30 protein-coding genes are annotated in these 23,679 nt (G+C 44.8%); 18 read left to right on the plus strand and 12 right to left on the minus strand.

The genetic code is table 11. From position 1 onward, the window contains the following. Positions 1-57 precede the first annotated feature (57 nt). Positions 58-1,059, minus strand: coding sequence for a M48 family metallopeptidase (locus tag OCV50_RS12540; RefSeq protein ID WP_261903185.1), 1,002 nt, complete (start codon positions 1,057-1,059; stop codon positions 58-60). Continuing rightward, positions 1,059-2,231, minus strand: a complete 1,173-nt coding sequence (locus OCV50_RS12545; protein WP_261903186.1) for a YjgN family protein — start codon at positions 2,229-2,231, stop codon at positions 1,059-1,061. The genes OCV50_RS12540 and OCV50_RS12545 overlap by 1 nt, the downstream gene beginning before the upstream one ends. 332 nt (positions 2,232-2,563) lie before the next feature. Between OCV50_RS12545 and OCV50_RS12550 the strand changes: the two genes are divergently transcribed. Continuing rightward, positions 2,564-2,968 carry a DUF2061 domain-containing protein gene (locus OCV50_RS12550; RefSeq protein WP_261903187.1) on the plus strand — a complete coding sequence of 135 codons (405 nt, stop codon included), beginning with the start codon at positions 2,564-2,566 and terminating at the stop codon, positions 2,966-2,968. A gap of 49 nt (positions 2,969-3,017) precedes the next feature. Continuing rightward, positions 3,018-3,512, plus strand: a complete 495-nt coding sequence (locus OCV50_RS12555; RefSeq protein WP_261903188.1) for a GNAT family N-acetyltransferase — start codon at positions 3,018-3,020, stop codon at positions 3,510-3,512. Between the two features lie 34 nt (positions 3,513-3,546). Here the strand turns inward: OCV50_RS12555 and OCV50_RS12560 are convergent, their stop codons facing one another. Together OCV50_RS12560 and rraB are read right to left on the minus strand one after the other, a co-directional pair. After that, the gene (locus OCV50_RS12560; RefSeq protein WP_261903189.1) at positions 3,547-4,341 is read right to left on the minus strand and encodes a glycosyl hydrolase 2 galactose-binding domain-containing protein; all 795 of its coding nucleotides are present in this window, start codon (positions 4,339-4,341) and stop codon (positions 3,547-3,549) included. 128 nt (positions 4,342-4,469) lie between these two features. Beyond that, positions 4,470-4,883 (minus strand): ribonuclease E inhibitor RraB, encoded by a 414-nt coding sequence (gene rraB / locus OCV50_RS12565; RefSeq protein ID WP_032553248.1) that lies wholly within the window; start codon positions 4,881-4,883, stop codon positions 4,470-4,472. A 575-nt stretch (positions 4,884-5,458) separates the two neighbouring features. Here rraB and arcA point away from each other — a divergent pair. The 5 genes from arcA (at position 5,459) to OCV50_RS12590 (ending at position 10,002) form a co-directional block, all read left to right on the plus strand. Further along, on the plus strand, positions 5,459-6,679 hold the full coding sequence (arcA, locus tag OCV50_RS12570; protein WP_032553249.1) for an arginine deiminase: 1,221 nt from the start codon (positions 5,459-5,461) through the stop codon (positions 6,677-6,679). Between the two features lie 145 nt (positions 6,680-6,824). Further along, positions 6,825-7,826, plus strand: coding sequence for an ornithine carbamoyltransferase (locus OCV50_RS12575; protein WP_261903190.1), 1,002 nt, complete (start codon positions 6,825-6,827; stop codon positions 7,824-7,826). A gap of 247 nt (positions 7,827-8,073) precedes the next feature. Further along, positions 8,074-9,003: an aspartate carbamoyltransferase gene (gene pyrB, locus OCV50_RS12580; protein ID WP_261903191.1), complete on the plus strand. Its 930-nt coding sequence runs from the start codon at positions 8,074-8,076 to the stop codon at positions 9,001-9,003. A 13-nt stretch (positions 9,004-9,016) separates the two neighbouring features. Next, positions 9,017-9,478 carry an aspartate carbamoyltransferase regulatory subunit gene (pyrI, locus tag OCV50_RS12585; RefSeq protein ID WP_239841797.1) on the plus strand — a complete coding sequence of 154 codons (462 nt, stop codon included), beginning with the start codon at positions 9,017-9,019 and terminating at the stop codon, positions 9,476-9,478. A gap of 134 nt (positions 9,479-9,612) precedes the next feature. After that, a complete protein-coding gene (locus tag OCV50_RS12590) occupies positions 9,613-10,002 on the plus strand; it encodes a RidA family protein (RefSeq protein ID WP_239841798.1) in 390 nt (129 codons plus the stop codon). Between the two features lie 69 nt (positions 10,003-10,071). On the opposite strand, the gene OCV50_RS12595 is transcribed toward OCV50_RS12590, so the two are convergent. The 8 genes from OCV50_RS12595 to mlaF all read right to left on the minus strand — a co-directional run bounded on the left by OCV50_RS12595 (position 10,072) and on the right by mlaF (position 15,510). Continuing rightward, positions 10,072-10,797, minus strand: coding sequence for a 1-acylglycerol-3-phosphate O-acyltransferase (locus tag OCV50_RS12595; RefSeq protein WP_239841800.1), 726 nt, complete (start codon positions 10,795-10,797; stop codon positions 10,072-10,074). A 147-nt stretch (positions 10,798-10,944) separates the two neighbouring features. After that, entirely contained in the window at positions 10,945-12,210 is a 1,266-nt protein-coding gene (gene murA / locus OCV50_RS12600) for a UDP-N-acetylglucosamine 1-carboxyvinyltransferase (protein ID WP_261903192.1), read from the minus strand. 8 nt (positions 12,211-12,218) lie between these two features. Beyond that, positions 12,219-12,473, minus strand: a complete 255-nt coding sequence (ibaG, locus tag OCV50_RS12605) for a BolA family iron metabolism protein IbaG (RefSeq protein WP_032553259.1) — start codon at positions 12,471-12,473, stop codon at positions 12,219-12,221. Between the two features lie 13 nt (positions 12,474-12,486). Next, a complete protein-coding gene (locus OCV50_RS12610) occupies positions 12,487-12,795 on the minus strand; it encodes an STAS domain-containing protein (RefSeq protein WP_261903193.1) in 309 nt (102 codons plus the stop codon). Then, the gene (locus tag OCV50_RS12615; RefSeq protein ID WP_390905151.1) at positions 12,792-13,424 is read right to left on the minus strand and encodes an ABC transporter substrate-binding protein; all 633 of its coding nucleotides are present in this window, start codon (positions 13,422-13,424) and stop codon (positions 12,792-12,794) included. Before OCV50_RS12615 ends, OCV50_RS12610 begins: the two co-directional genes overlap by 4 nt. A 16-nt stretch (positions 13,425-13,440) precedes the next feature. After that, the gene (mlaD, locus tag OCV50_RS12620; RefSeq protein ID WP_150893337.1) at positions 13,441-13,932 is read right to left on the minus strand and encodes an outer membrane lipid asymmetry maintenance protein MlaD; all 492 of its coding nucleotides are present in this window, start codon (positions 13,930-13,932) and stop codon (positions 13,441-13,443) included. Between the two features lie 2 nt (positions 13,933-13,934). Then, positions 13,935-14,714 carry a lipid asymmetry maintenance ABC transporter permease subunit MlaE gene (mlaE, locus tag OCV50_RS12625; protein WP_239841808.1) on the minus strand — a complete coding sequence of 260 codons (780 nt, stop codon included), beginning with the start codon at positions 14,712-14,714 and terminating at the stop codon, positions 13,935-13,937. A 1-nt stretch (position 14,715) separates the two neighbouring features. Continuing rightward, a complete protein-coding gene (gene mlaF, locus OCV50_RS12630; RefSeq protein WP_239841814.1) occupies positions 14,716-15,510 on the minus strand; it encodes a phospholipid ABC transporter ATP-binding protein MlaF in 795 nt (264 codons plus the stop codon). Positions 15,511-15,774: 264 nt separating this feature from the next. Here mlaF and OCV50_RS12635 point away from each other — a divergent pair, with 264 nt between their 5' ends. Genes OCV50_RS12635 through OCV50_RS12685 form a run of 11 tightly spaced genes read left to right on the plus strand, consistent with a single transcriptional unit; the run spans position 15,775 to position 23,543 of the window. Then, the gene (locus tag OCV50_RS12635; RefSeq protein WP_239841818.1) at positions 15,775-16,740 is read left to right on the plus strand and encodes a calcium/sodium antiporter; all 966 of its coding nucleotides are present in this window, start codon (positions 15,775-15,777) and stop codon (positions 16,738-16,740) included. 42 nt (positions 16,741-16,782) lie between these two features. Continuing rightward, on the plus strand, positions 16,783-17,754 hold the full coding sequence (gene kdsD / locus OCV50_RS12640) for an arabinose-5-phosphate isomerase KdsD (protein ID WP_261903195.1): 972 nt from the start codon (positions 16,783-16,785) through the stop codon (positions 17,752-17,754). Next, entirely contained in the window at positions 17,754-18,311 is a 558-nt protein-coding gene (gene kdsC / locus OCV50_RS12645; protein ID WP_239841821.1) for a 3-deoxy-manno-octulosonate-8-phosphatase KdsC, read from the plus strand. Before kdsD ends, kdsC begins: the two co-directional genes overlap by 1 nt. Continuing rightward, positions 18,308-18,871 (plus strand): LPS export ABC transporter periplasmic protein LptC, encoded by a 564-nt coding sequence (lptC, locus tag OCV50_RS12650; protein ID WP_239841823.1) that lies wholly within the window; start codon positions 18,308-18,310, stop codon positions 18,869-18,871. The genes kdsC and lptC overlap by 4 nt, the downstream gene beginning before the upstream one ends. Continuing rightward, the gene (lptA, locus tag OCV50_RS12655; protein ID WP_239841828.1) at positions 18,852-19,346 is read left to right on the plus strand and encodes a lipopolysaccharide transport periplasmic protein LptA; all 495 of its coding nucleotides are present in this window, start codon (positions 18,852-18,854) and stop codon (positions 19,344-19,346) included. The genes lptC and lptA overlap by 20 nt, the downstream gene beginning before the upstream one ends. Positions 19,347-19,348: 2 nt before the next feature. Then, a complete protein-coding gene (gene lptB, locus OCV50_RS12660; RefSeq protein ID WP_032553270.1) occupies positions 19,349-20,074 on the plus strand; it encodes an LPS export ABC transporter ATP-binding protein in 726 nt (241 codons plus the stop codon). Positions 20,075-20,128: 54 nt separating this feature from the next. Next, the gene (locus tag OCV50_RS12665) at positions 20,129-21,595 is read left to right on the plus strand and encodes an RNA polymerase factor sigma-54 (RefSeq protein ID WP_239841829.1); all 1,467 of its coding nucleotides are present in this window, start codon (positions 20,129-20,131) and stop codon (positions 21,593-21,595) included. A 47-nt stretch (positions 21,596-21,642) separates the two neighbouring features. Then, positions 21,643-21,930: a ribosome hibernation promoting factor gene (hpf, locus tag OCV50_RS12670; protein WP_032553272.1), complete on the plus strand. Its 288-nt coding sequence runs from the start codon at positions 21,643-21,645 to the stop codon at positions 21,928-21,930. A 1-nt stretch (position 21,931) separates the two neighbouring features. Further along, positions 21,932-22,393 (plus strand): PTS IIA-like nitrogen regulatory protein PtsN, encoded by a 462-nt coding sequence (gene ptsN / locus OCV50_RS12675; protein ID WP_032553273.1) that lies wholly within the window; start codon positions 21,932-21,934, stop codon positions 22,391-22,393. Between the two features lies 1 nt (position 22,394). Then, a complete protein-coding gene (gene rapZ / locus OCV50_RS12680) occupies positions 22,395-23,264 on the plus strand; it encodes an RNase adapter RapZ (protein WP_239841830.1) in 870 nt (289 codons plus the stop codon). 3 nt (positions 23,265-23,267) lie between these two features. After that, positions 23,268-23,543 carry an HPr family phosphocarrier protein gene (locus OCV50_RS12685; RefSeq protein ID WP_150893324.1) on the plus strand — a complete coding sequence of 92 codons (276 nt, stop codon included), beginning with the start codon at positions 23,268-23,270 and terminating at the stop codon, positions 23,541-23,543. The last annotated feature ends 136 nt before the right edge of the window (positions 23,544-23,679 follow it).

A 23,679-nucleotide genomic window follows, 5' to 3' on the forward strand; every position in this document is an offset into this window, starting at 1 on the left:
AATTCAAGCATATAAAAAGGGCAGATGATTCTGCCCTTTTTTGATCCTGTCGTTTCTCTAATGACTACTTTTCAATGAATCAATACGTTCGGAGAGTTCTGGGTGAGAGCTCAACCACGCTGGTATTTCAGCCTCATAATCGGAACTCTCTTGTAACAATTCAAACATCTCAATCATTGGTTGATTGGTGCCATGTATCTGCCACATCGAATCCGAGGCAAACCTATCCGCTTCTCGCTCTGCATGTTGCGATTGACCATTGTTAGCAACGAAAACACCGATCCCTGCTAAGTTATCGATCACGCCAGAACTCTCTCCTGTTAGTATCGCGACAGAGAGTGAAAGCAAACTAGAGCGCACAATCGTTTTCATGACATGCTGTTGTTCAATATGCCCCAACTCATGCATCAAGATACTATCCAACTGCTGCTGAGTTTTCGTTAGCTGAACCAAGTCATCAAGTACGATGATGGTATTGTGGCTCAACGCAAAAGCATTTGCCCCGAGTTCAGAAGAGCGAAACAACAAACGAACGTCCCCATCAATACCCAGCTCTCTCAAATGCCCTTCAAAGCGCTGACGAATCGCAGCTTGCCGCGACAGTGTTAACTCCGATGGTTCAAACAACTGCTCATCGAAAGAGACTAAGACCCGCTCCTCTACTATTTTTGAGACAGAATCTGGAAGATAAACAACCACTTTATCTGTCAGCCAAGGAATACCATGAGTAAAGGTTCCAATGGTCAAAGCCAGTATTGCGATACAGCAAATTAAGATCGCTGAGACATTCTTTTCAAGCTTGCCCATCCAGTCATGTTGGCCATGCTGTTTAAGAAATGCCGTGAGTTCATCACATGGTTGTGCCACAAACAACCAGCCGTCAGGAAATGTAAATTTACTTGGTGTCGAACCAACACCGACATTGATTTTCACATCAGCAATGTTAGCTGAACTACGCTGATCGCTGGCATTAATAACCAACATCCCATCGAGCGAAATATCGAGAGTGGCCTCACAGCGTTTTGAGCTGCGAGGCGGATGAGCGACACCGTTCAACATTAACCAATACCAAGGTCGACATCAAAGGCTTGCACAACCTCATCTGAAACGGCTGACTTAACGTTAGAGTCTTGATCGCTTGCAACCAACGAGTCTAAATCACCGTAAACAAAGGTATTCTCAGCGAGGTAATGTGTTGTTCGAACCATAACCCAAGGTCGAGCTAAACCAATGGTTACCACCTGAAGTAAGAAGTTCGTGACCACTAAACTGACATAACCTTTAACCGTTAGCGTTGAGGAGAAGCTAAATTGCGACGCTTCCTCAGCATCCTTACCTTCAAGAACCAACTGCGAGAATGTATAGTTACGCACTTTTACTTTAAGGTAAGCGCCAATTGCGAGACCGATAGCAATAAAGGCTAAGTAGTATCCGATCATAAAGGTCACTAGATCGCTGTGTCCCATGAGATCAACAAAAGACTCAGGGTTACTAACTAGGTTCACTCCCACAATTGCAACAAAGCTCACCACGACAAGAGCCATTAATACCATCCAAATCAGTGTCGCAATCAAATAGGTTTTAAAATAGAACGCGTTGGTGTAATCAGCTTTAAACTGGCGCTCTCCGTAACGATATCCATTAGCGAAATAGTTTGCGATACCCACTAGTGACCAAGCCTGTAGATAAACATAGGCCGGCAGTAACACCAACATCGCAACAACTCCCGCAATCACATTGAGCTGCATTGCAAACACAACCGCACCCATCGCAGCGACGAAGCCTAAGGTTGCAAGCGTACCACGCCCTAAAATCGCCCAATACGCTCCCGCGATCGTGCCATGAAACGAGAAATGCACATTGCGGAAACTGGTCATCGCAGAATCAAAGCGCGCATTGCTGCGTGACAATAGAGGTAATAGCAGTACAAATGCCACGATTAAGCCTAAAGATAGCAGAGGTGAGATTTGTTCAGACACAGACCAAATCACCACACAAACGACTGCGATAATTCGCCCCTTTAAGATCTGCATAGGTGTTCCGTGATACTCAAAGCTATCGCCTGCAATTGACGTGTGACCATAGAAATAGCGCTTATTGCGCACTTTCGCCCACGCTGAATAAATCCCAAGCGTAATTACCGATAGCAGGATATTCACAATCCATATGCCAAAGTACTCTTTGCCTTTCCCACTAAAGTGAACTTTAGTCTCCAACCCTTTGGTTTCCATTTTTTACTCCATCTGACGTTTATCATTAACCCATGTACATCTAAGTGCACATTGGGAGAATGCACGCTATAGAAACACGCCGTGCTAATCAATCAGCTAGGTTGATAAATCAAAGGAAGTTATCATAATTTTTATAAATAATTACAATCAGTTAGATGATTTTAATTGATGCGTTTATCAGTATTTCTATCGTGACTTTTTTGCGGAGTCTTCCCTGTTTGTTTCTTTGATAGCTTTTACCTATCAAAACAATATTAACTTCCCATTAGATTTAATGATAATTATTCTCAATAATAAACCTATCGAAACACATCAACGATTGAGTAATTATCATGAAAAAGACACTAACCTTTGCAGCACTTCATTTTACTATCGCGTTTAGTGTCGCTTACATTCTGACTGGCGACATTCTAATTGGTAGTTTAATTGCCATGATTGAACCTTCAGTAAATACCGTCGCTTTCTATTTTCATGAAAAGGCGTGGGCTCAGGTCCCTGCGCTAAAAGCTCGTCAATGGATGACTAAATTGAAGACCGCCAGCTTCGCTACCATTCACTTCAGCGTCGCATTTACCGTGGTTTACTTATTAACAGGTGATGCCTTTGTGGGCGGCGTAATGGCCATGTTAGAACCAACATTGAACACAGTCGCTTACTACTTCCATGAGAAAATTTGGCTGAAACAAACAAGTAGCCAGACAAGACAACCTCAGTTTTGTTTGCATCAACACGCTTAGTCGCAATATATTGGGTCACTTATCAGTGGCCCATTTTTATAGGCAAAGTATGGAAATTATTGCTGGCTTTAACCTCAGACCAATTCAACCACAAGACAACCCAAGCATTGCTGAGGTGATTCGCCAAGTCTCCGCAGAACACGGCCTCACCGAAGACAAAGGTTATGGGGTTGCTGATCCAACTTTGGATGATATGTACTCTGTCTATTCTCAAGATAATGCGATGTATTGGGTAATTGAGTATCAAGGAAAGGTGGTTGGTGGTGGCGGTTTTGCTCCGTTAGCCGGAAAGCCGGAGGTGTGTGAGCTACAAAAGATGTATTTCTTAGAGCAGACGCGCGGTCACGGGTTGGCCAAACGTATTGTAGCCCTAAGTCTTAAGCTCGCTAAGCAACAGGGCTATAAGCAGATGTACTTAGAAACGACTGAGTGTTTAGGTGCTGCAATCAAGCTCTATGAGTCTTTAGGTTTTGAACACCTAGACAGTGCTTGGGGAGAGACAGGCCACGACGCATGCGAAGTGGTCATGGCCAAAGCGCTTTAATATAGTGGAATAATAGCGATATTCTCTAATGATATTAGCGCAGAAAGTTGCTCACACATGAAGCCGGGTTAAGGGCAACAAAAGAGCTCTCTTTCTGCCCATCAAGCTCAATCTCTAATTCATATAAATGTTTAGGATTGGGCTTGTTAATGTCAAATACCAGCGGAGCTTCAACCTGGAAAATCACGCCAGTATGCTCGGCGCGTACATCAATCGGCATCACGAGCGTCATCCCATTGAACTTAATTGATGCTGACACCAGTCCCGATTTGAGTGTCTGATAAATCACATCGACTTTGAATTCACAACCACCACCGTGGTGCCAGATCTGCTCAGTCACTACCTGCTCTAGCTTTATATGGCGAACAAACTGTAAGTATGGTGCCTGCCAAACTCCCATACGTGAATCAGACTTGGCTACGGGTGTTGTCGGCGTTGCCTCTTCCATATCTTCTTCAAGTAGCAGCCCCTCTTCTTCCTCAAGGAACAAGATCTCAAAACGATTACGACCCGCTTGCATGTAAGGACGGATATCTTTGCGGTACTCTTCTTGGCTACCATCGCAATCGAAGACGGCTACACCATTAAGTCGAACCTCGGCAAAATAGTCGACGCCCGCCATAACCAGCTCTACGAAAGGGCACGCTAACATTGCATCATCGACTTCAATGTCGTGCATCAAATGCCACTCTTGAGCTGCAATCTCTTCTTCACTTAGCGAGTCTGGGAGTTTTGCGCTCAGCGGTGCAGGAAACGTAATATCATCTTGGGGTATAGAGAGGTCAGTTAATGGCGATATTTGCCAAAGACCATCAAGTTGCAGCCGCATATCATTCCTTGAGCTAGATCAATTTTGACCGCATTATAATGAATACACGCACATAAAGACATTGGTTTTTATATGGGCAAAAAAATACCAGCAACAATGTGCTGGTATCTTTCAATTCAGTAGCGAAGTTACTCTTCGTCTTCATCATCTTGTGGGTAGATAGCATCTTCACCTTCGTAGTAAGTGCCCCAACCGTCATAGATGATGTCAAATTTCTCAGCCAGATTAACCAGCTTCTCAACTTGCTCGTCAATCGCTTCTGCATTAAGAGCCGACTGCATAGTCGCATCACAGCAAAGCAGCTTGTTGCCGTCTTCGTCTTCTGTCTCTTCTGCTTCTAATACTTCAAAGCCCATCTTGAATGCTTCAACAACCGCTTTCTCAAGTACATCGAAATCTTCAGCAAATAGGTGGTGCTCAATTTCGTAAAGTGCATCAGGATCGCTACCGTCTTCGATCAATGCTGCAATGATATCGCGAGTCTCTTCCTTTTGAATCTCAATTAATTCTTCTACTGATAGATATTCATCTTCGTGAGACATGTTTCTGCTCCAGAGTGTTGACTATGAAAGGATCAAATTTGATTGCCACGAAATATGGCATGGATCGCGCAGAAAAGCCACCTAGATCATCGGGCAACAGCAAACTTTATCCCTTCGTAAAGCCACTCAAACAGAGCCAAAAGTAAAATCACAATCACAGAAACAAATATTCAACATATTATTAACCAAAAGCACTTTTAGCATTTCATTTCAACGACTGTTCTGGTTGTGTTTGATTGGAAATGCCTGATTAATCACTGTGAATGCATACATACAATTTGTGTGACTTGCATAAGATCTCGCTCTATTCAATTAAAGTGCATATTAGTGAATAAAAAATCACTTTACCGCTGTTTTTAATTTCTATTTCCCAGATGAATAGCAGCATAGAAACGCAGAAATCGATGATTTGGTTCCAACCCATCAAAATAGTCAGAAAATAACAAATATGGCCTAATGGCGAAATTTTTATCCAAATTTATTCAAATAACCTGTTTTTTCTATCTTTAGCTAGGCTTGCATAATGCGATCAAGCTTGTCATAAATAGACGCTGGATTAAAAGTAAGGATGCAAAATGAGTAAGCTGTACGTTGGCTCCGAAGTCGGTCAATTAAGACGAGTTCTATTAAATCGACCAGAAAGAGCACTCACCCACCTCACCCCTTCAAACTGTCACGAACTTCTTTTTGATGATGTGCTAGCAGTAGAAGCAGCGGGTGAAGAGCACGATGCCTTCGCATCAACACTTCGCAACCAAGGCGTTGAAGTGCTATTGCTACACGACCTATTGGTCGAAACATTAGATGTTTCTGAAGCTCGTGAGTGGCTACTCAATACCCAAATTTCAGATTTTCGCTACGGCCCAACCTTTGCGCGCGATCTAAGAAACTACTTAGCGCAAATGGATAACGAACACCTCGCAACAATTTTGCTTGGCGGTTTGGCTTATTCAGAGCTACCTATCGCTTCATCGTCAATGCTGCCAAAGATGCACCGTCCATTGGACTTTGTGATTGAGCCGTTACCAAACCACCTATTTACCCGTGACACCTCTTGCTGGGTATATGGTGGGGTGTCGCTCAACCCAATGATGAAGCCTGCACGTCAGCGTGAAACTAACCACCTACGCGCTATCTACCGCTGGCACCCGGTATTTGCGGGGCAAGATTTCATTAAATACTTTGGCGATGAAGACCTACACTACGACAACGCTAATATTGAAGGCGGTGACGTATTGGTTATTGGTAAAGGCGCGGTTCTTATCGGTATCTCTGAACGAACCAAGCCACAGGGTGTAGAGAACCTTGCCGCTAGCCTATTCAAATCAGGCCAAGCAAAAGAGGTTATCGCTATCGACCTGCCTAAGCACCGTTCATGTATGCACTTAGATACGGTGATGACACACATGGATATTGATACCTTCTCTGTATACCCAGAGATCGTACGCAAGGATCTTGATACATGGCGTCTAACACCGAAAGAGAACGGTGAGATGCGTGTTGAGAAAGCGGATAACTACTTGTCAGCGATCGAAGGTGCACTAGGCCTAGATCAGCTTAAGATCATCACAACTGGTGGTGACAACTACGAAGCAGAGCGTGAACAGTGGAACGACGCAAACAATGTCCTTACTGTAAAACCAGGCACAGTGATTGGCTACGAGCGTAATGTCTACACCAATGAGAAGTACGACAAGGCAGGCATCGAGGTTCTCACCATTCCAGGTAATGAATTAGGCCGTGGACGTGGTGGTGCTCGTTGTATGAGTTGTCCAATCGAGCGTGACGGCATCTAATTTCAACTTCCTCCCTTCCCTTCTCAAAGGTCGGCTCTAACATGCCGACCTTTTTTATCAAATTAACAAAATAAATATTCACAAATATAGCATTTTTATGTTTAACTAAAGCCTTCATTGATTCTATTTGCTCAAGGAGCGAGATATGGCTTTTAATCTTCGCAATCGTAACTTTCTAAAATTGCTCGACTTTACTCCAAAAGAGATTCAATTCTTACTGGATCTGTCAGCAGATCTAAAGAAAGCTAAGTATGCAGGTACTGAACAGAAAAAACTGGTCGGTAAAAATATCGCACTGATCTTTGAAAAAGCCTCTACTCGTACTCGATGTGCCTTTGAAGTTGCCGCGTTTGATCAAGGTGCTCAAGTCTCTTACATCGGGCCATCTGGCTCACAGATCGGTCAAAAAGAATCAATGAAAGACACCGCTCGCGTACTGGGTCGTATGTACGACGGCATTGAGTATCGTGGTTTTGGTCAGAGCATTGTTGAAGACTTAGGAGCCTATGCAGGTGTTCCTGTCTGGAATGGCCTTACCGATGAGTTCCATCCAACTCAGATCTTAGCCGATTTCCTGACCATGCTAGAACATGGCCGTGGCAAACAACTGCACCAACTCAGCTTTGCCTATCTAGGTGATGCGCGTAACAACATGGGTAACTCGCTGTTAGTTGGCGCGGCAAAAATGGGCATGGACATTCGCCTCGTGGCTCCGAAAGCGTTCTGGCCTGAAGAGCAGTTGGTTGAAGAGTGCCAAACCATCGCACAAGCAACAGGCGCGATAATTACGTTAACGGAAGACGTAGCTGAAGGCGTGAAAGGCTGTGACTATTTATACACGGATGTTTGGGTCTCTATGGGTGAATCCCCTGAAGCTTGGGATGAACGTGTCGCAGTAATGAAGCCGTATCAAGTGAATATGGATGTGATCAAGCTTACTGGAAACCCACAAGTGAAGTTCATGCACTGCTTACCTGCGTTCCACAACAATGAAACCGTAATTGGCCAGCAAGTTGCTGACAAGTATGGCATGAATGGATTGGAAGTGACCGATGAAGTCTTTGAGTCCGATTACTCAATTGTCTTCGATGAAGCAGAGAACCGTATGCACACCATCAAAGCAGTCATGGTTGCAACACTCGGATAGGCCATCAATGTCATAACAATAAAAGGTTGATGTAATCGCTTGCGCTCACAAATTGAAAGCGTATAATTCTCGGCAATTTGTCTGAGAGTAGTGAAAATGACACCTATCAATATTATGACATCGTTGAATATTGCGCGTAAGCTGGCTAGCTTACAAGGTCGTCTATTCTGCTCAGAAACCTCTTTTTAAAGCCTCCCATTATGGGGGGCTTTTTTATGGTCATTACATTATTGTGGGGAAGAAGATCATGGCGAACTCGCTCTATAAAAAGCACATCATCTCAATTCCAGAGCTTTCTCGTGAAGAGCTAGAATTGATTGTTCAAACAGCTGGTCAGTTGAAAGCGGAACCGAATCCTGAGCTGATTAAAAACAAAGTTGTCGCGAGTTGTTTCTTTGAGCCTTCAACACGTACTCGCCTCTCTTTCGAAACAGCCATTCAACGCATTGGCGGCGACGTGATTGGTTTTGATAGCGGCGGTAACACTTCTCTAGCGAAGAAAGGTGAAACCCTAGCGGACTCGGTACAAGTTATCTCTTCTTACGTCGATGCTTATGTTATGCGCCACCCTCAAGAAGGTGCAGCACGTCTGGCTTCTGAGTTTTCTAACGGCGTGCCTGTGATTAACGCCGGTGACGGTGCTAACCAACACCCAACACAAACGCTACTAGACCTGTTTTCTATCGCTGAAACACAAGGTCGTCTTGATAACCTTAACGTCGCGTTCGTGGGTGACTTAAAGTACGGCCGTACCGTTCACTCTCTGACTCAAGCACTGGCCAAGTTCAATAACATTCGTTTCTACTTTATCGCGCCTGAAGCTTTAGCAATGCCAGATTACATCTGTGAAGAGCTAGACGAAGCGGGTATTGAATACCAACTTCTGACTGATATGGATGCGGTAATTCCAGAGCTGGATGTGCTGTATATGACGCGTGTACAAAAAGAGCGTTTTGATGAGTCAGAGTACGCACACATTAAGTCTGCTTACATCCTAACAGCTGCGCTACTAGAAGATGCAAGAGATAACCTTAAGGTTCTTCACCCGCTACCGCGCGTCGATGAAATCACTATCGACGTCGATAAAACGCCACACGCTTACTACTTCCAGCAAGCTGAGAATGGTGTTTACGCACGTGAAGCACTGCTAGCCCTTGTTCTTAACGAAACGCTGTAATAGGAGAGATATCATGTCTAAAGGAACTCAGTTAAAAGTTGAAGCGATCAAAAACGGCACGGTAATCGACCATATCCCAGCGAACGTCGGTATTAAGGTATTAAAGCTGTTTGATTTGCATAACTCTCACCAGCGCGTCACTATCGGTCTTAACCTTCCTTCTTCTGCATTAGGTGGCAAAGACCTATTGAAGATTGAGAATGTATTCGTAACAGAAGAACAAGCGAACAAACTGGCACTTTACGCACCACATGCAACCGTGAACCAGATTGAAGAATACGAAGTCGTTAAGAAACTAGCACTGGAACTTCCAGACCAAATCAACGATGTATTTGAGTGCCCTAATACCAACTGTATTACTCACAATGAGCCAGTTGAGAGCAGCTTTAAAATCTTTGAAAAGAATGAAGATATTCGCCTGAAGTGCAAATACTGTGAAAAGGTCTTCTCTCGCGAGATCGTCACTGAGAGATAAGCTTCGTGTAGCACGAGCTTAATGTAAAAACTATGAAATACCTCGCCTGTGCGGGGTATTTTATTCTTTACCTAATGCAGCTTTGAAGGCACACTGAATTTCGATTTTTATCTAATAAAATGATGGAACCTATAATGACTAAAGTACTTCACACAGAATCAGCTCCAGCAGCAATCGGCCCATACGTACAAGGTGTTGACCTAGGCAACATGGTACTGACTTCAGGTCAGATCCCAGTAAACCCAGCTACTGGTGAAGTGTCTTCTGACATCGCAGAACAAGCTCGTCAATCTCTTGAAAACGTTCAAGCTGTTGTTGAAGCTTCTGGCCTAACAGTAAAAGACATCGTAAAACTAACGGTATTCGTTAAAGACCTTAACGATTTCGGCACAGTAAACGAAGTTTACGGCAAGTTCTTCGACGAGCACGGCGTTGCAAACTACCCTGCACGTTCATGTGTTGAAGTAGCTCGACTTCCTAAAGATGTTGGTATCGAAATCGAAGCTATCGCAGTTCGCAAATAGTTTCGACCAGATACAAAAAAGGTTGCCACGACGGCAACCTTTTTTAATATCGGATAAACGCTAAAGCGATTACTTGCTGTTGAGTGCTTTCACTTCTTCATCAAGCTCAGCAAGTTTTGCTTTCATCTGCTCACGACATTCATTCGCTAGTTCACGAACATTCGACTTATCAAAGCCTTCAACACTAACTGGTGGTAGCATCTCTACGATAACGTGACCGTTATTCCAACGGTTCAGCTTAACTCCGCCTGTTGAACTACAAACGATTGGGATAATCGGTAGACCAGCACCAATAGCTGCATGGAATGCGCCCGTTTTAAATGGCAGTAAACCACGGCCACGCGAGCGAGTCCCTTCTGGGAACATCCATACCGATACATCACTGCCTTTTAAGTTATCAACCACTTGGTCAATTGTACCAACCGCTTTGCTACGGTTCGCACGGTCAATCAGGATATTACCTGTCAGCCAGTAAAGCTGACCAAATAATGGCATCCACGCTAGGCTTTTCTTACCAACGGTAACTACTTTTGGTGTTACAGCAGAAGAAACTGTGAATAGATCCCAGTTATTTTGGTGGTTGGCAATGTAAACGTGTTGGCCGCGTGAGTAGGCGTCTTCTGGAATACGTAGCTCCAAAGTGATACCGAAGATCTTTGACATACGGCCAAAGTAACGACCAAAAGTAAATACGTGCTTTGGATTACGTGGGCTCAACAAGCAGTAACCACAACCAAACACAAACATGAAAATCGCAAATATTGCTACAGCGAAAATACGTAATATTGCTATCATTTTGTTCCTCAACAACCGCTTAACTAGGTCTGTTTTTATTACGCATGATGGTAACAGAGTCGTAAGCGGCAAAATACAATAAAAAAGCCGAAACCAAAGTTTCGACTTTCTTTTTTATTATCTCGTCATGCTTCGTAATATCGAGGCTTAGCTCGATTCACGAAAACGCGTGATGTTCGCACCCAAAGCAGACAGTTTATCTTCAATCTTATCGTAGCCACGATCGATGTGATAAATACGGTCAACAATGGTTTCACCTTGTGCGATACAACCTGCAATCACTAAGCTTGCTGACGCTCGTAGATCCGTTGCCATCACTTGAGCACCGCTCAGTTTTTCAGTCTCACCACAAATTGCAGTATTACCTTCAATCTCAGCTTTTGCGCCCATACGCTGCAGTTCAGGGATGTGCATGAAACGGTTTTCAAAAATCGTTTCTGTAATCACGCCACTGCCCTTCGCCATCATGTTCAACAGCGTAAATTGAGCCTGCATGTCAGTTGGGAAACCTGGGTGTGGAGCCGTTACAATCTTAACTGCTTTTAGCTCGCGATCTGTCATATCCAGACTGATCCAATCTTCACCGGTTTCAACCTTTGCGCCAGCTTCTTCAAGCTTTGCAAGAGCCGCTTCTAGTAGATGTGCACTCGTGTTACGACAAACCACTTTACCACCAGACACAGCAGCAGCCACTAGGAAAGTGCCTGTCTCGATACGGTCAGCAACCACAGAGTGTTTACCCCCACCAAGGCGCTCAACACCTTCGATAGTAATGGTATCTGTGCCTGCACCAGAGATCTTAGCACCTAGTTTGTTTAGGAAGTCTGCAGTATCAACAATCTCAGGCTCACGCGCTGAGTTATCCAATACTGTAGTGCCTTCTGCCAGTGTTGCCGCACACATGATAGTGATGGTTGCACCAACACTCACCTTGTCCATTACGATGTGCGCGCCCTTTAGGCGACCATCAACATTGGCTTTCACATAACCGTCTTCTAGTGTAATTGTCGCACCTAGCTGCTCTAGACCGTGAATGTGAAGATCCACAGGACGAGCACCAATCGCACAACCACCTGGCAGTGAAACTTGGCCTTGACCAAAACGCGCCACTAGTGGACCTAAAGCCCAAATCGAAGCACGCATTGTTTTTACTAAATCGTACGGTGCGCAAAATTCATTAATCTCGCTACCATCAACATGTACGCTACCATTGCGTGATACTTTTGCACCTAGGCGCTTTAATAGCTCCATAGTCGTGTCGATATCACGTAGGTGAGGAACATTACTTACTTCAACTGGCTCTTCCGCCAAGATTGAAGCAAACAAAATAGGTAGTGCAGCGTTTTTTGCACCAGAGATCGTCACTTCGCCGTTTAACGGCTGATCGGATCCAATAACTCGAAACTTTTCCATCATAAACCTTAAAGTGACATCAGTTTCTTATCACGTTCCCACTCTTCTGGCGTGTACGCCTTAATAGAAAGAGCATGGATGTCATTGCGTTGAATGTATTCCATTAGTGGGCCGTAAATCAGTTGCTGCTTCTTAACGCGGTTCATGCCGTCAAAACATGCATCCACTGCAACAACTTCGTAATGGCTGCCTTCACCCTTCACGATAATCTCTTGAAGGTTAAGTGCCTCTGCTAATAATTCTTGTACTTTTGTGCTGTCCACAAATAGCTCCTGCCTAATCTTTTAAGTGTTCTGCCATCATTGGCTGGATATTGCTCAATTGGAACAACGTTCGTAATTGTTCTGGCACGAAACTGAACATTATATGACAGTTTTGATTTTTTGCATGCTCTATTAAGTGAATTAGCATCACCATTCCTGATGAATCGATGCGCTCAACGGTGTTGAGGTTCACTTGCACGTGAGATTCTGTCGTTTTCCATGCTTGTAATGTGCGCCAAATTGCAGGCACGCTGTCGCGGTCAAGATCGCCACTTAGCTGAAATTCGACGGAGCTGAGTTCACTCCATTGCGTTTGACTCATTTTTTCGAGCTCTCAAAACGAATAGGTTGTGCTGCTAGCTGCTCTAATTCTTTGGCAACAGATAGAATACCCTGCTGGCGAATCTTGGTGTTCCATTCCGACTGCTTGCTTGAGAGTAAGCTAATACCCTCAGCTACCATATCGAAAGCTTTCCATTCGCCCGTTTTCTTGTCTTTACGTAGCTTGAATTCAAGCTTGATGTTTGGTCTTGGCGAGTCAATGATGTCGACCTTGATGCTGGTAATGCGGCTATCAGGCTTAATCTTTGGCTCAGGGCCAAACTGAATAGTTTGATCTGTGTATTGCGTCAGTACTTGAGCGTAAGAAGACACTAGATATTTACGAAACGCGCCAATGAAAACACGCACGTCCTCTTTCTTTGCGCCTTTCAGGTTAGGACCCAAAAGTTTAAGTGCTGCATACTGTGCGTTGACGTAAGGCATCAACTCTTCTTCAACAATTACCTTCAACAGCTCAGGATCTTGTTTGATGTTCTCTTGCTCAGCCTTCAGACGATTAAATGCCACCTCAGAAACCTGAGTCATCATTTGATAAGGTTGGGTGCGGTCGATATTCTCTTCTGCCACAACATTGGTCGCAAAGATCATAGCCACGACCACCATAAACATTCTTTTTAACATGAATCTATTCCTCAGTTGTCGCTTCGTCAGAGCCGCCAACGCTGTATAGCACTTGGCCAATCAGATCTTCTAATACTAATGCAGATTTGGTGTCTTCGATAACATCACCATCAACCAGCATCTCTTCATCTTCGAAGACAAAACCTGGAACGAGGCTAATGTACTGCTCACCGATCAAACCTGATGTCAAAATCTGTGCGCTTGACGTCTCAGAGAACTGATCATACTTCGCATCAATCGACAGCTCGACAACAGGCAGATAGCTTTCTGCATCTAGCTGAATGCTGTTCACGCGGCCAACAACAACCCCACCGACCTTCACAGGAGAGCGCACTTTCAAGCTGCCGATATTATCAAACGTCGCTTTCAGTGTGTAAGTATGGTTGGAACCGAGCCCTTTCACGTCAGCGACTTGAAAGATCATGATTAAGATTGCGCAAATTCCTGCGATAACAAAGCTACCGACCCATAATTCTAATTTTCGAGTTTGTTGCATGATTAATTCCCGAACATCAATGCTGTAAGAACAAAATCTAGCCCTAACACTGCTAGAGAAGAGTGAACCACGGTACGCGTGGTCGCACGGCTAATACCTTCCGAGGTTGGTATTGCGTCATAGCCATTAAAGAGAGCAATCCAAGTTACGGTAATCGCAAATACCATACACTTAATCATGCTGTTGCCGATGTCTCGGCCAAGTTCCACCGATGACTGCATCGCCGACCAGAAGCTGCCATGGTCGATGCCCTTCCAGTCAACACCAACCAATTGACCGCCCCATATACCAATGGCCATAAAGATCATCGCCAATAGCGGCATAGAGATGAGACCGGCCCACAGTCGTGGTGCAATAACTCGTTTAAGAGGATCCACCGCCATCATTTCAAGGCTGGAGATTTGCTCGGTTGCCTTCATGAGTCCGATTTCAGCAGTCAGCGCTGAACCTGCTCGACCAGCAAATAACAGTGCCGTCACTACCGGCCCCAATTCACGTAGCAGCGACAGTGCAACCATTTGACCAAGGTTGCCTTCTGCCCCGTAGTCAATCAACACAACGTAGCCTTGCAGACTAAGCACCATGCCGATAAAGAGCCCTGAAACCACAATGATCGCAAGTGACTGTACACCTACGCTGTAGAGCTGTTTCACCAATAATGGGAAGTTTTTCAAGCGAGGAATACCAAAGAAAGCGCCCCACAACATCAAGCTTGCGCGACCAAATGCTTCGCACATAGCTAGTGTTCGGCGCCCAACCCCAGCGATATAATTTACAAACATACTAGAATAGATCCTTCTCTAAACTCTGAGCTGGGAATCGAAACGGCACTGGACCATCTGCTTCACCATTCAAGAACTGCTGCACTCTTGGATCGCTATTTTGTCGCAACTCCTCAGGTGTCCCTTTGGCAATAATTTTGCCATCGGCCAATAAGTAAACCCAATCGGCAATGCTCATCACCTCTGGAACATCGTGTGACACCACAATTGAAGTGAGACCTAACGCTTGATTGAGATTGCGGATCAACTCTACCAGTACACCCATGGTGATAGGGTCCTGACCAACAAAAGGTTCGTCGTACATAATAAGATCGGGATCGAGCGCAATTGCTCGCGCTAAGGCAGCACGCCTTGCCATACCTCCCGACAGTTCGCTTGGCATCAACTGTGCGGCACCACGAAGCCCAACGGCCTCCAACTTAAGCAGCACAATGGTACGAATCAGTGATTCATCCAGCTCAGTATGCTCACGCAGTGGAAAGGCGACGTTATCGAAGACATTCAGGTCAGTGAAAAGTGCCCCTGACTGGAACAACATGCTCATTTTTTTACGAGCTTGGTAAAGCTTGCGGCGCGACAAACGAGGAATGTTGTCGCCATCAAACCAAATTTCACCTTGGTCTGGAGGGAGCTGACCACCGATCAAGCGCAACAAGGTTGTTTTACCAATCCCTGATGGCCCCATGATGGCTGTCACTTTTCCTTGAGGGACTTCGAGATCGATATTATCGAAGATCATTCGCTCCCCTCGAGAAAAGCTGAGGTTTTTAACTTTCACAAGCTCATTGTTTAGCATGCTTTTGTTATTTCCTTGCTCTAAAAAACGCCAATAAATGTGCTCATGATAAGTAGTCTGAATGAGAATTAAAAGCACTGTTCGATTAATTGTAGCAAATCAAAACCTCGAGCAGGGAATTGAAAGTATTAAGAAATATCCCTACAAATGCACTTTCTTTACAACTTAGTCAGAATTAATTGTATCCGTGACTTCCCTTTTATCTAGCAACACGTCAAAATTAGCGGTTAATTGTCCATTTTTTATTAATTTTTAGGAATCATCATGCTTGAAGCGATTGCGTTTCTTATTATCGGCCTAGGTTTTTTGGTGTGGAGTGCAGATAAACTGGTTTACGGTGCGGCGGCATTGGCTCGCAACTTCGGAATCTCCCCCCTAGTTATCGGTATGACGATTCTTGCAATGGGCTCTTCTGCCCCTGAAATGATGGTTTCTGCAACCGCTGCGCTTGACGGAAAAACGGATACAGCCGTAGGTAACGTGCTTGGTTCTAATATCGCCAACATCGCACTGATTTTAGGTATTACTGCACTGATTAAGCCGCTTTCTATTAGCTCTGCGGTTATCCGTCGTGAACTGCCACTAATGATTGGTGTCACACTACTAGCTGGCGCACTTCTGTGGGATAGCTACCTTGGCTTCTATGAAGGTGTTTTACTGTTCGTACTGTTTGGTGCTTTCTTGTTTGCGATGTTGCAAATCAGTCGTCGTGAAAAGAGCAAAGGCGACGCTTTTATCGAAGAGCAAGAATCAGAGATTCCTGAAGGTGTGAGCAACATCAAAGCGGCAATGTGGGTGGTTGTTGGTCTGATCATCTTGCCTATCTCTGCTGATATGTTGGTAAACAACGCCGTCGTTATCGCAAAATACTTTGGTATGAGTGACCTTGTTATCGGTCTTACCATTATTGCTGTGGGTACTAGCCTACCTGAATTGGCGGCCTCTCTTGCGGGTGTCATGAAAGGCGAAGACGACATGGCCGTGGGTAATATCATTGGTTCAAATGTCTTCAACATTCTTGCCGTAATGGGTATCCCAGGTATTTTGAACCCTTCTATTCTAAGCGAATTCGCTATGGGTCGTGACTTCTGGGTCATGCTCGGCGTTTCTCTGCTGTTGGTTGTTATGGCGCTGGGTAAATCGCGCAGCGTCAACCGCATTGAGGGTGGTGCTCTTGTGATCTGCTTCTTGGCATACCAAGGCTACCTGCTGATGAACATGTCAGCGTAATCACTAACAAAGTATTCCTTTTATAAGACTCTGGAGTATCTGATGTCTCAGTCATTCGATTACCGTAGTGTTGCTAAACAAGTATTAGAGATTGAGGTTGCTGGCCTCAATCAACTTGACCAGTATTTTAATGAAGATTTCTGTCGCGCTTGTGATCTCATCCTTAACAATAAAGGCAAAGTCGTTGTGATGGGGATGGGGAAATCAGGTCATATCGGCAATAAAATTGCTGCAACACTGGCAAGTACCGGTACCTCTGCGTTTTTTGTTCACCCAGGTGAGGCAGCGCATGGCGATTTGGGCATGGTTGAGTCGGGCGATATCGTGCTTGCTATCTCCAACTCAGGTGAATCAGATGAGATCCTTAGCCTATTCCCAGTATTAAAACGCCTGAACATTAAGATCATCAGCATGACTGGTAAGCCAAAGTCAAACATGGCGACTCTGTCTGATATCCATCTTCAAATTACCGTACCTGAAGAGGCATGCCCGCTTGGCCTTGCGCCAACCAGTAGTACAACGGCTACTCTCGTTATGGGTGATGCTCTGGCTGTCGCTCTGCTACAAGCTCGTGGCTTTACCGCAGAAGATTTTGCTCTATCCCACCCTGGTGGAGCCCTCGGTCGACAACTGCTTTTGAAACTTGAAGATATTATGCATACCGGTGATGCACTACCTATGGTATCGCCTAACGCACTGGTTCGTGACGCTCTGCTTGAGATATCGCAAAAAGGCTTAGGTATGACAGCGGTTGTAGATGCACAAGGCAAAATGCTCGGCATCTTTACTGATGGGGATTTACGTCGAATTCTCGACAAGCGTGTCGATATCCACACCACTCAGATTGGTGAAGTGATGACACAAAACCCAACCGTTGCCAATCCAAACATGTTGGCAGTTGAAGGCCTTAATTTAATGCAAGAGAAAAGCATCAACGGCTTGATGCTTTGCCAAGATGGCGATCTCGTTGGTGCACTTAACATGCACGACTTATTAAAAGCAGGAGTAATGTAATGGCTGAAACAGTATCAACACTTTATGGCTCAGTCGATGCGGACGTTTTTAAGATCGCAAAAGAGATAAAGCTGCTAATCTGTGATGTAGATGGTGTGTTTTCTGATGGCCTTGTTTACATGGGAAATCAAGGCGAAGAGCTCAAAACCTTCCATACTCGTGATGGATATGGTGTGAAATCTCTGATGAACGCAGGGATTGAAATCGCCATTATTACTGGACGCCAATCGCAAATCGTTGAAAACCGCATGACCGCTCTTGGTATTAAGCTGATCTATCAAGGCCAAGACGACAAAGTTAAAGCTTATCAAGATATCTGCGATAAACTGAATATTGCCCCAGAACATACTGGCTACATTGGTGATGACCTGATTGACTGGCCAGTGATGGAAAAAGTCGCATTAAAGGTGTGTGTTGCAGATGGACATCCACTGTTGGTTCAACGTGCAAACTACGTAACCAATATCAAAGGCGGTCACGGCGCAGTACGCGAAGTTTGCGACCTCATTTTACAAGCAAGGGATGAGCTAGACGTGCACAAAGGTCTAAGCATATGAGTTTAACTCGTATTATCTATTTAATTTTATTGTTTGTTGCTTCTTGGTCAGCCTATTACCTGTATGACAAAGAGCAGAACACAGCGATCCAGGTTGCTCCTAACCTGGAGTTGCCAGTATTCAGTGGAAGAAATCTAGATAATATCAGCTACGACCAAGCCGGCATTCGTAGCTATCAAATTGAATCAAGTCATCTAGAGCACTACTCCAAAAGTGGCGATACCATTTTTGAAAACCCAGTGCTCTCGGTATTTCGCGACGGCCACACGATCGAATGGCAAATGATCGCAAGACGTGCGGTACTCGACGAAGACCAAACCCTGACACTTTATGATAATGTAATAGTGAAAAACCTATTACCAGAAGCCAGCTTCGACAACATGACTATGGATAAGTTGGTTGTTGAGCTCACCAGCCGAGACTTTCATTCGGAAAGCACAGTACGTCTGATCGGCCCATTATTTGAAACAGAGGGACAAGCTATGAAGGGCAACTTCGATAGCAATACTGCAACCCTCTTTGAAACTGTTCAAGGTAGATATGAAACTCTTACACCTTAGTTTACTAGCTTTCGCGTTTGCAGCGCCAAACGCCCTTGCCCTGTCATCCGATACAGAGCAGCCTGTTTATATCGACTCTGATAGCCAGCAGCTCGATATGAAGAGCAACAAGGTTACGTTTGAAGGCGATGTAAAACTTAAGCAAGGCAGCATCAATATTAACGCTGACAAAATCATCGTTACGCGTAATGCAAGCAGCGGTGAAATCGAGGCGATTCAAGGTTTTGGTAAACCAGCGCTTTTCTCACAGCTTACCGACGATGGTAAAACGCTAAACGGACAGGCGTTTGAGCTGAATTATCAGCTGAGCACAGACAAGCTCATCATGACCAAAGAGGCACAACTGTCTCAAGATGGCAACTTGATTCGTGGTTCTAAGATCACCTATCAGATCTCCTCACAAAAACTGGTTGCTGACAGCGATAAAAATGAGCGCGTTTCAACCGTTCTTCAACCTGCACAAGTGAACAAATAACTATGGCAGTCTTAAAAGCGCAAAACTTAGCTAAGACCTACAGCAAACGTAAGGTCGTGACAGACGTGAGCCTACAAGTTGAGTCTGGACAAATTGTTGGCTTGCTGGGTCCAAATGGCGCCGGTAAAACCACCTCTTTCTACATGATTGTGGGCTTGGTTGCGCGTGATGAAGGCACCATCAGTATCGACGATAACGACATCAGTATCCTACCGATGCACAGTCGTTCACGTTTAGGTATCGGCTACCTGCCACAAGAAGCTTCGATCTTCCGCAAATTGTCAGTTGAAGACAACATCATGTCGGTACTGCAAACGCGTAAAGAACTGACCCCTGAAGAGCGCCAAGATAAGCTCGAAGACCTACTTGAAGAGTTTCACATCCAGCACATTCGTACCAGTAACGGTATGGCGCTTTCGGGTGGTGAGCGACGTCGTGTTGAAATCGCTCGTGCGCTTGCTGCAAACCCTCAGTTTATTCTGCTCGATGAGCCGTTCGCGGGTGTTGACCCAATCTCAGTTATTGATATCAAGAAAATCATCGAACATCTGCGCGATCGCGGTCTAGGTGTATTAATCACAGACCACAACGTTCGCGAGACGCTAGACGTGTGTGAAAAGGCTTATATTGTGAGCCAAGGGCACTTGATTGCGGAAGGTTCACCGGAGGATGTTCTCAATAACGAACAGGTGAAACAAGTTTATCTAGGCGAACAATTCCGTCTATGATTATATAGAGCGTATCGAGAATTCTAAGAATAATAACTAGGTAAGTAATACTGAATGAAACCCTCATTACAACTTAAGCTAGGCCAGCAATTAGCAATGACCCCGCAGCTACAACAAGCGATCCGTTTGTTGCAGTTGTCTACGTTGGATTTGCAACAAGAGATTCAAGAGGCTTTAGAGTCGAACCCACTTCTCGACGTAGAAGAAGGGAATGATGACGCTCCTACGAACTCTGAAGAAAAGCCTAGCCGTGACGAGAAAGAAGCAGCAGAAGCGACTGCTGAACCAGACTTACCTGACAGCTCAGATCTAATTGAAAAATCAGAGATCGGCAACGACTTAGAAATCGATACCACCTGGGAAGACGTCTACAGTGCCAACACTGGTAATACAGGCATTGCTATCGATGATGACATGCCAGTTTACCAAGGCGAGACCACCCAAAGTCTGCAAGACTACCTGTTATGGCAATTAGACCTGACGCCGTTTTCTGAAACAGACCGCACTATTGCATTAGCGCTTATTGATGCTATTGATGACTACGGCTACCTGACTGTCTCAAGCGAAGACATCCTTGAGAGCTTCGACAACGAAGAAATTGAACTCGACGAAATTGAAGCTGTTCGTAAACGTATTCAACAGTTCGATCCTCTTGGTGTTGGTTCGCTTAACCTACAAGATTGTTTGTTGTTACAACTCGCAACTTTCCCTGAAGATACCCCATGGCTGAAAGAGGCTAAGTTAGTACTTACTAGCCATATCGACCAACTGGGTAATCGTGATTACAAGCTAATCATCAAAGAGACTAAGCTTAAAGAGGCAGAGCTACGTGAAGTTCTGCAGCTTATACAGCAGCTAGACCCACGTCCAGGCAGTAAAATCACACCGGATGAAACCGAGTATGTGGTGCCTGATGTATCGGTGTTTAAAGACCTAGGTAAGTGGTTAGTGACCATTAACCCAGATAGCGTACCAAAGCTGAAAGTGAATCAGCAGTACGCCGATCTAGGCAGTAAAGGCAACAGTGCTGACAACCAATACATTCGCTCCAACTTGCAAGAGGCAAAATGGCTAATTAAGAGCCTAGAGAGCCGAAATGAGACGCTACTCAAAGTTGCGCGATGCATTGTTGAACATCAGCACGATTTCTTCGAACATGGTGAAGAAGCCATGAAACCTATGGTGTTAAATGATGTTGCACTTGCAGTCGACATGCATGAATCAACAATATCTCGTGTTACGACACAGAAATTCATGCACACACCACGAGGCATCTTCGAACTGAAATATTTCTTCTCTAGCCATGTCAGCACTGACAACGGCGGAGAGTGTTCATCAACAGCAATTCGCGCTCTGATCAAGAAACTGGTGGCCGCTGAAAACACAGCCAAGCCGCTCAGTGATAGCAAGATTGCTGCTTTACTGGCTGACCAAGGAATTCAGGTAGCTAGAAGAACCATAGCAAAATACCGTGAATCTTTAGGCATTGCCCCTTCGAGTCAGCGTAAACGCCTGCTATAAGCTAATTTAGCTATAGATATCAGACAACTAACTGAAAAGGAAAGTCTATGCAAATCAATATTCAAGGCCATCACGTTGATCTTACCGATTCAATGCAAGACTATGTTCACACCAAATTTGAAAAGCTTGAGCGCTTTTTTGAGCACATTAATAACGTTCAAGTTGTATTAAAAGTTGAGAAAATCAACCAGATTGCAGAAGCTACGCTTCATGTGAATCAAGGCGATATTCATGCGACAGCTACCGATGAAAATATGTATGCTGCAATTGATTCATTAGTTGATAAACTCGTCCGCCAACTCAACAAGCACAAAGAAAAGCTAAGTAGTCACTAACATGCAATTAAGCGAAGTACTTTCATTGGACTGCACCAAAAGTGCAGTCCAATGCACAAGCAAGAAAAGAGCCCTAGAAATCATCAGCCAGATCGCAGCCGAGAGTTGTGGTCAAGACTCAACAGAATTGTTCGAGTGCATGCTGAGCCGAGAGAAGATGGGCAGTACCGGCATCGGAAATGGTATCGCTATTCCCCATGCCCGTATGAATGTCAGCGATAAAGCGATCGCAGTCCTATTGCAGTGCCAAGACCCTATCGAATTTGATGCAATTGATAACCGCCCTGTCGACCTACTATTTGCACTTTTGGTTCCTAGTGAGCAATGTAAAGAGCATCTTAAAACCCTTTCTTGTATGGCAGAGCGACTCAACGACAAACAAACATTGAAACAACTGCGTAATGCGCAAAGCGACCAAGAGCTTTACGACATTATGATTCAAGTGCCAACTTGCGAGCAATAACATGCGCCTTATCGTAGTCAGTGGTCAATCGGGAGCTGGGAAAAGTGTCGCACTGCGAGTTCTTGAAGATCTCGGTTATTACTGCGTTGATAACTTACCTGTCGACCTGCTCGGCAACTTTGTCGAATCAGTCAAAGAGAGCAACCAAAACGTAGCAGTAAGCATCGATATACGTAACCTTCCTAAAGAACCTCACCTTGTTACAGAGACGCTGGTTCAGTTAGAAGATGCCGCTAATATCGATGTCAGCGTACTGTTCTTGGATGCGAGTAAGCAAACACTGCTAAAGCGCTACAGCGAAACTCGTCGCATTCACCCACTCTCGCTGGGTAATGACAAGCTCTCTCTAGAACAAGCCATCGACCTCGAAAAACAGCTGCTTTCGCCATTGTCTGACCAAGCCGATATCTTGCTCGATAGTAGTGATTGCAACCTCTACGAATTAAGTGAGCAGGTGCGCCTTAAGATTGAAGGCAAAGAGAAGCAAGAGCTGATTATTGTTTTCCAATCCTTTGGTTTTAAATACGGTTTACCTAGCGACGCTGACTACGTATTTGATGTGCGCTTCTTACCTAACCCGCATTGGGAGCCAGACCTAAGACCGCTAACAGGGCTTGATGCGCCAATTCACTCTTTCCTAGAGAAACATCAGGAAGTGCTCGAATTGAAGCAACAAATTCAAGGCTTTGTCGAACAATGGCTACCAATGTTAGAGAAGAACAATCGCAGCTATCTCACTGTAGCGATTGGTTGTACTGGCGGTAAACATCGCTCTGTATACCTGACTCAAAAGATCGGTGAATACTTTGACCAACTCGGTCACCAAGTACAGATTCGACACGCTTCATTAGAAAAGAACCAACAGGCCTAAATCATGGAATTGACCCGCACTGTACTCATTCAAAACCGTTTGGGACTTCATGCTCGCGCAGCAGTCAAACTGGTCGAGCTTGCTCAGAGCTTTAATGCCACTCTGACAATCCATAGCGAAGACGAAAAAAGCGCAACCGCAGACAGTGTGATGGGACTGCTCATGCTTGAATCGGCACAAGGTCAACACATTCGCATTCAAGCTGAAGGCGATGATGCCCAACAAGCACTTGATGCCGTGTGCCACCTAATCGAAGACAAGTTTGACGAAGGCGAGTAACTAAAACGAGGGTACTATGCCCTCGCTGTTATCTCCCCTTACAGCTCCTACCAAGCCTAAATCTTAGTTCTCTATAAGTTAATGATTTAAATACGTCATAGAATTAAGTTACTATTCCTAGCATCCGAAGAATAAT

Source organism: Vibrio fortis, assembly GCF_024347475.1.
GTDB classification, from domain to species: domain Bacteria; phylum Pseudomonadota; class Gammaproteobacteria; order Enterobacterales; family Vibrionaceae; genus Vibrio; species Vibrio fortis.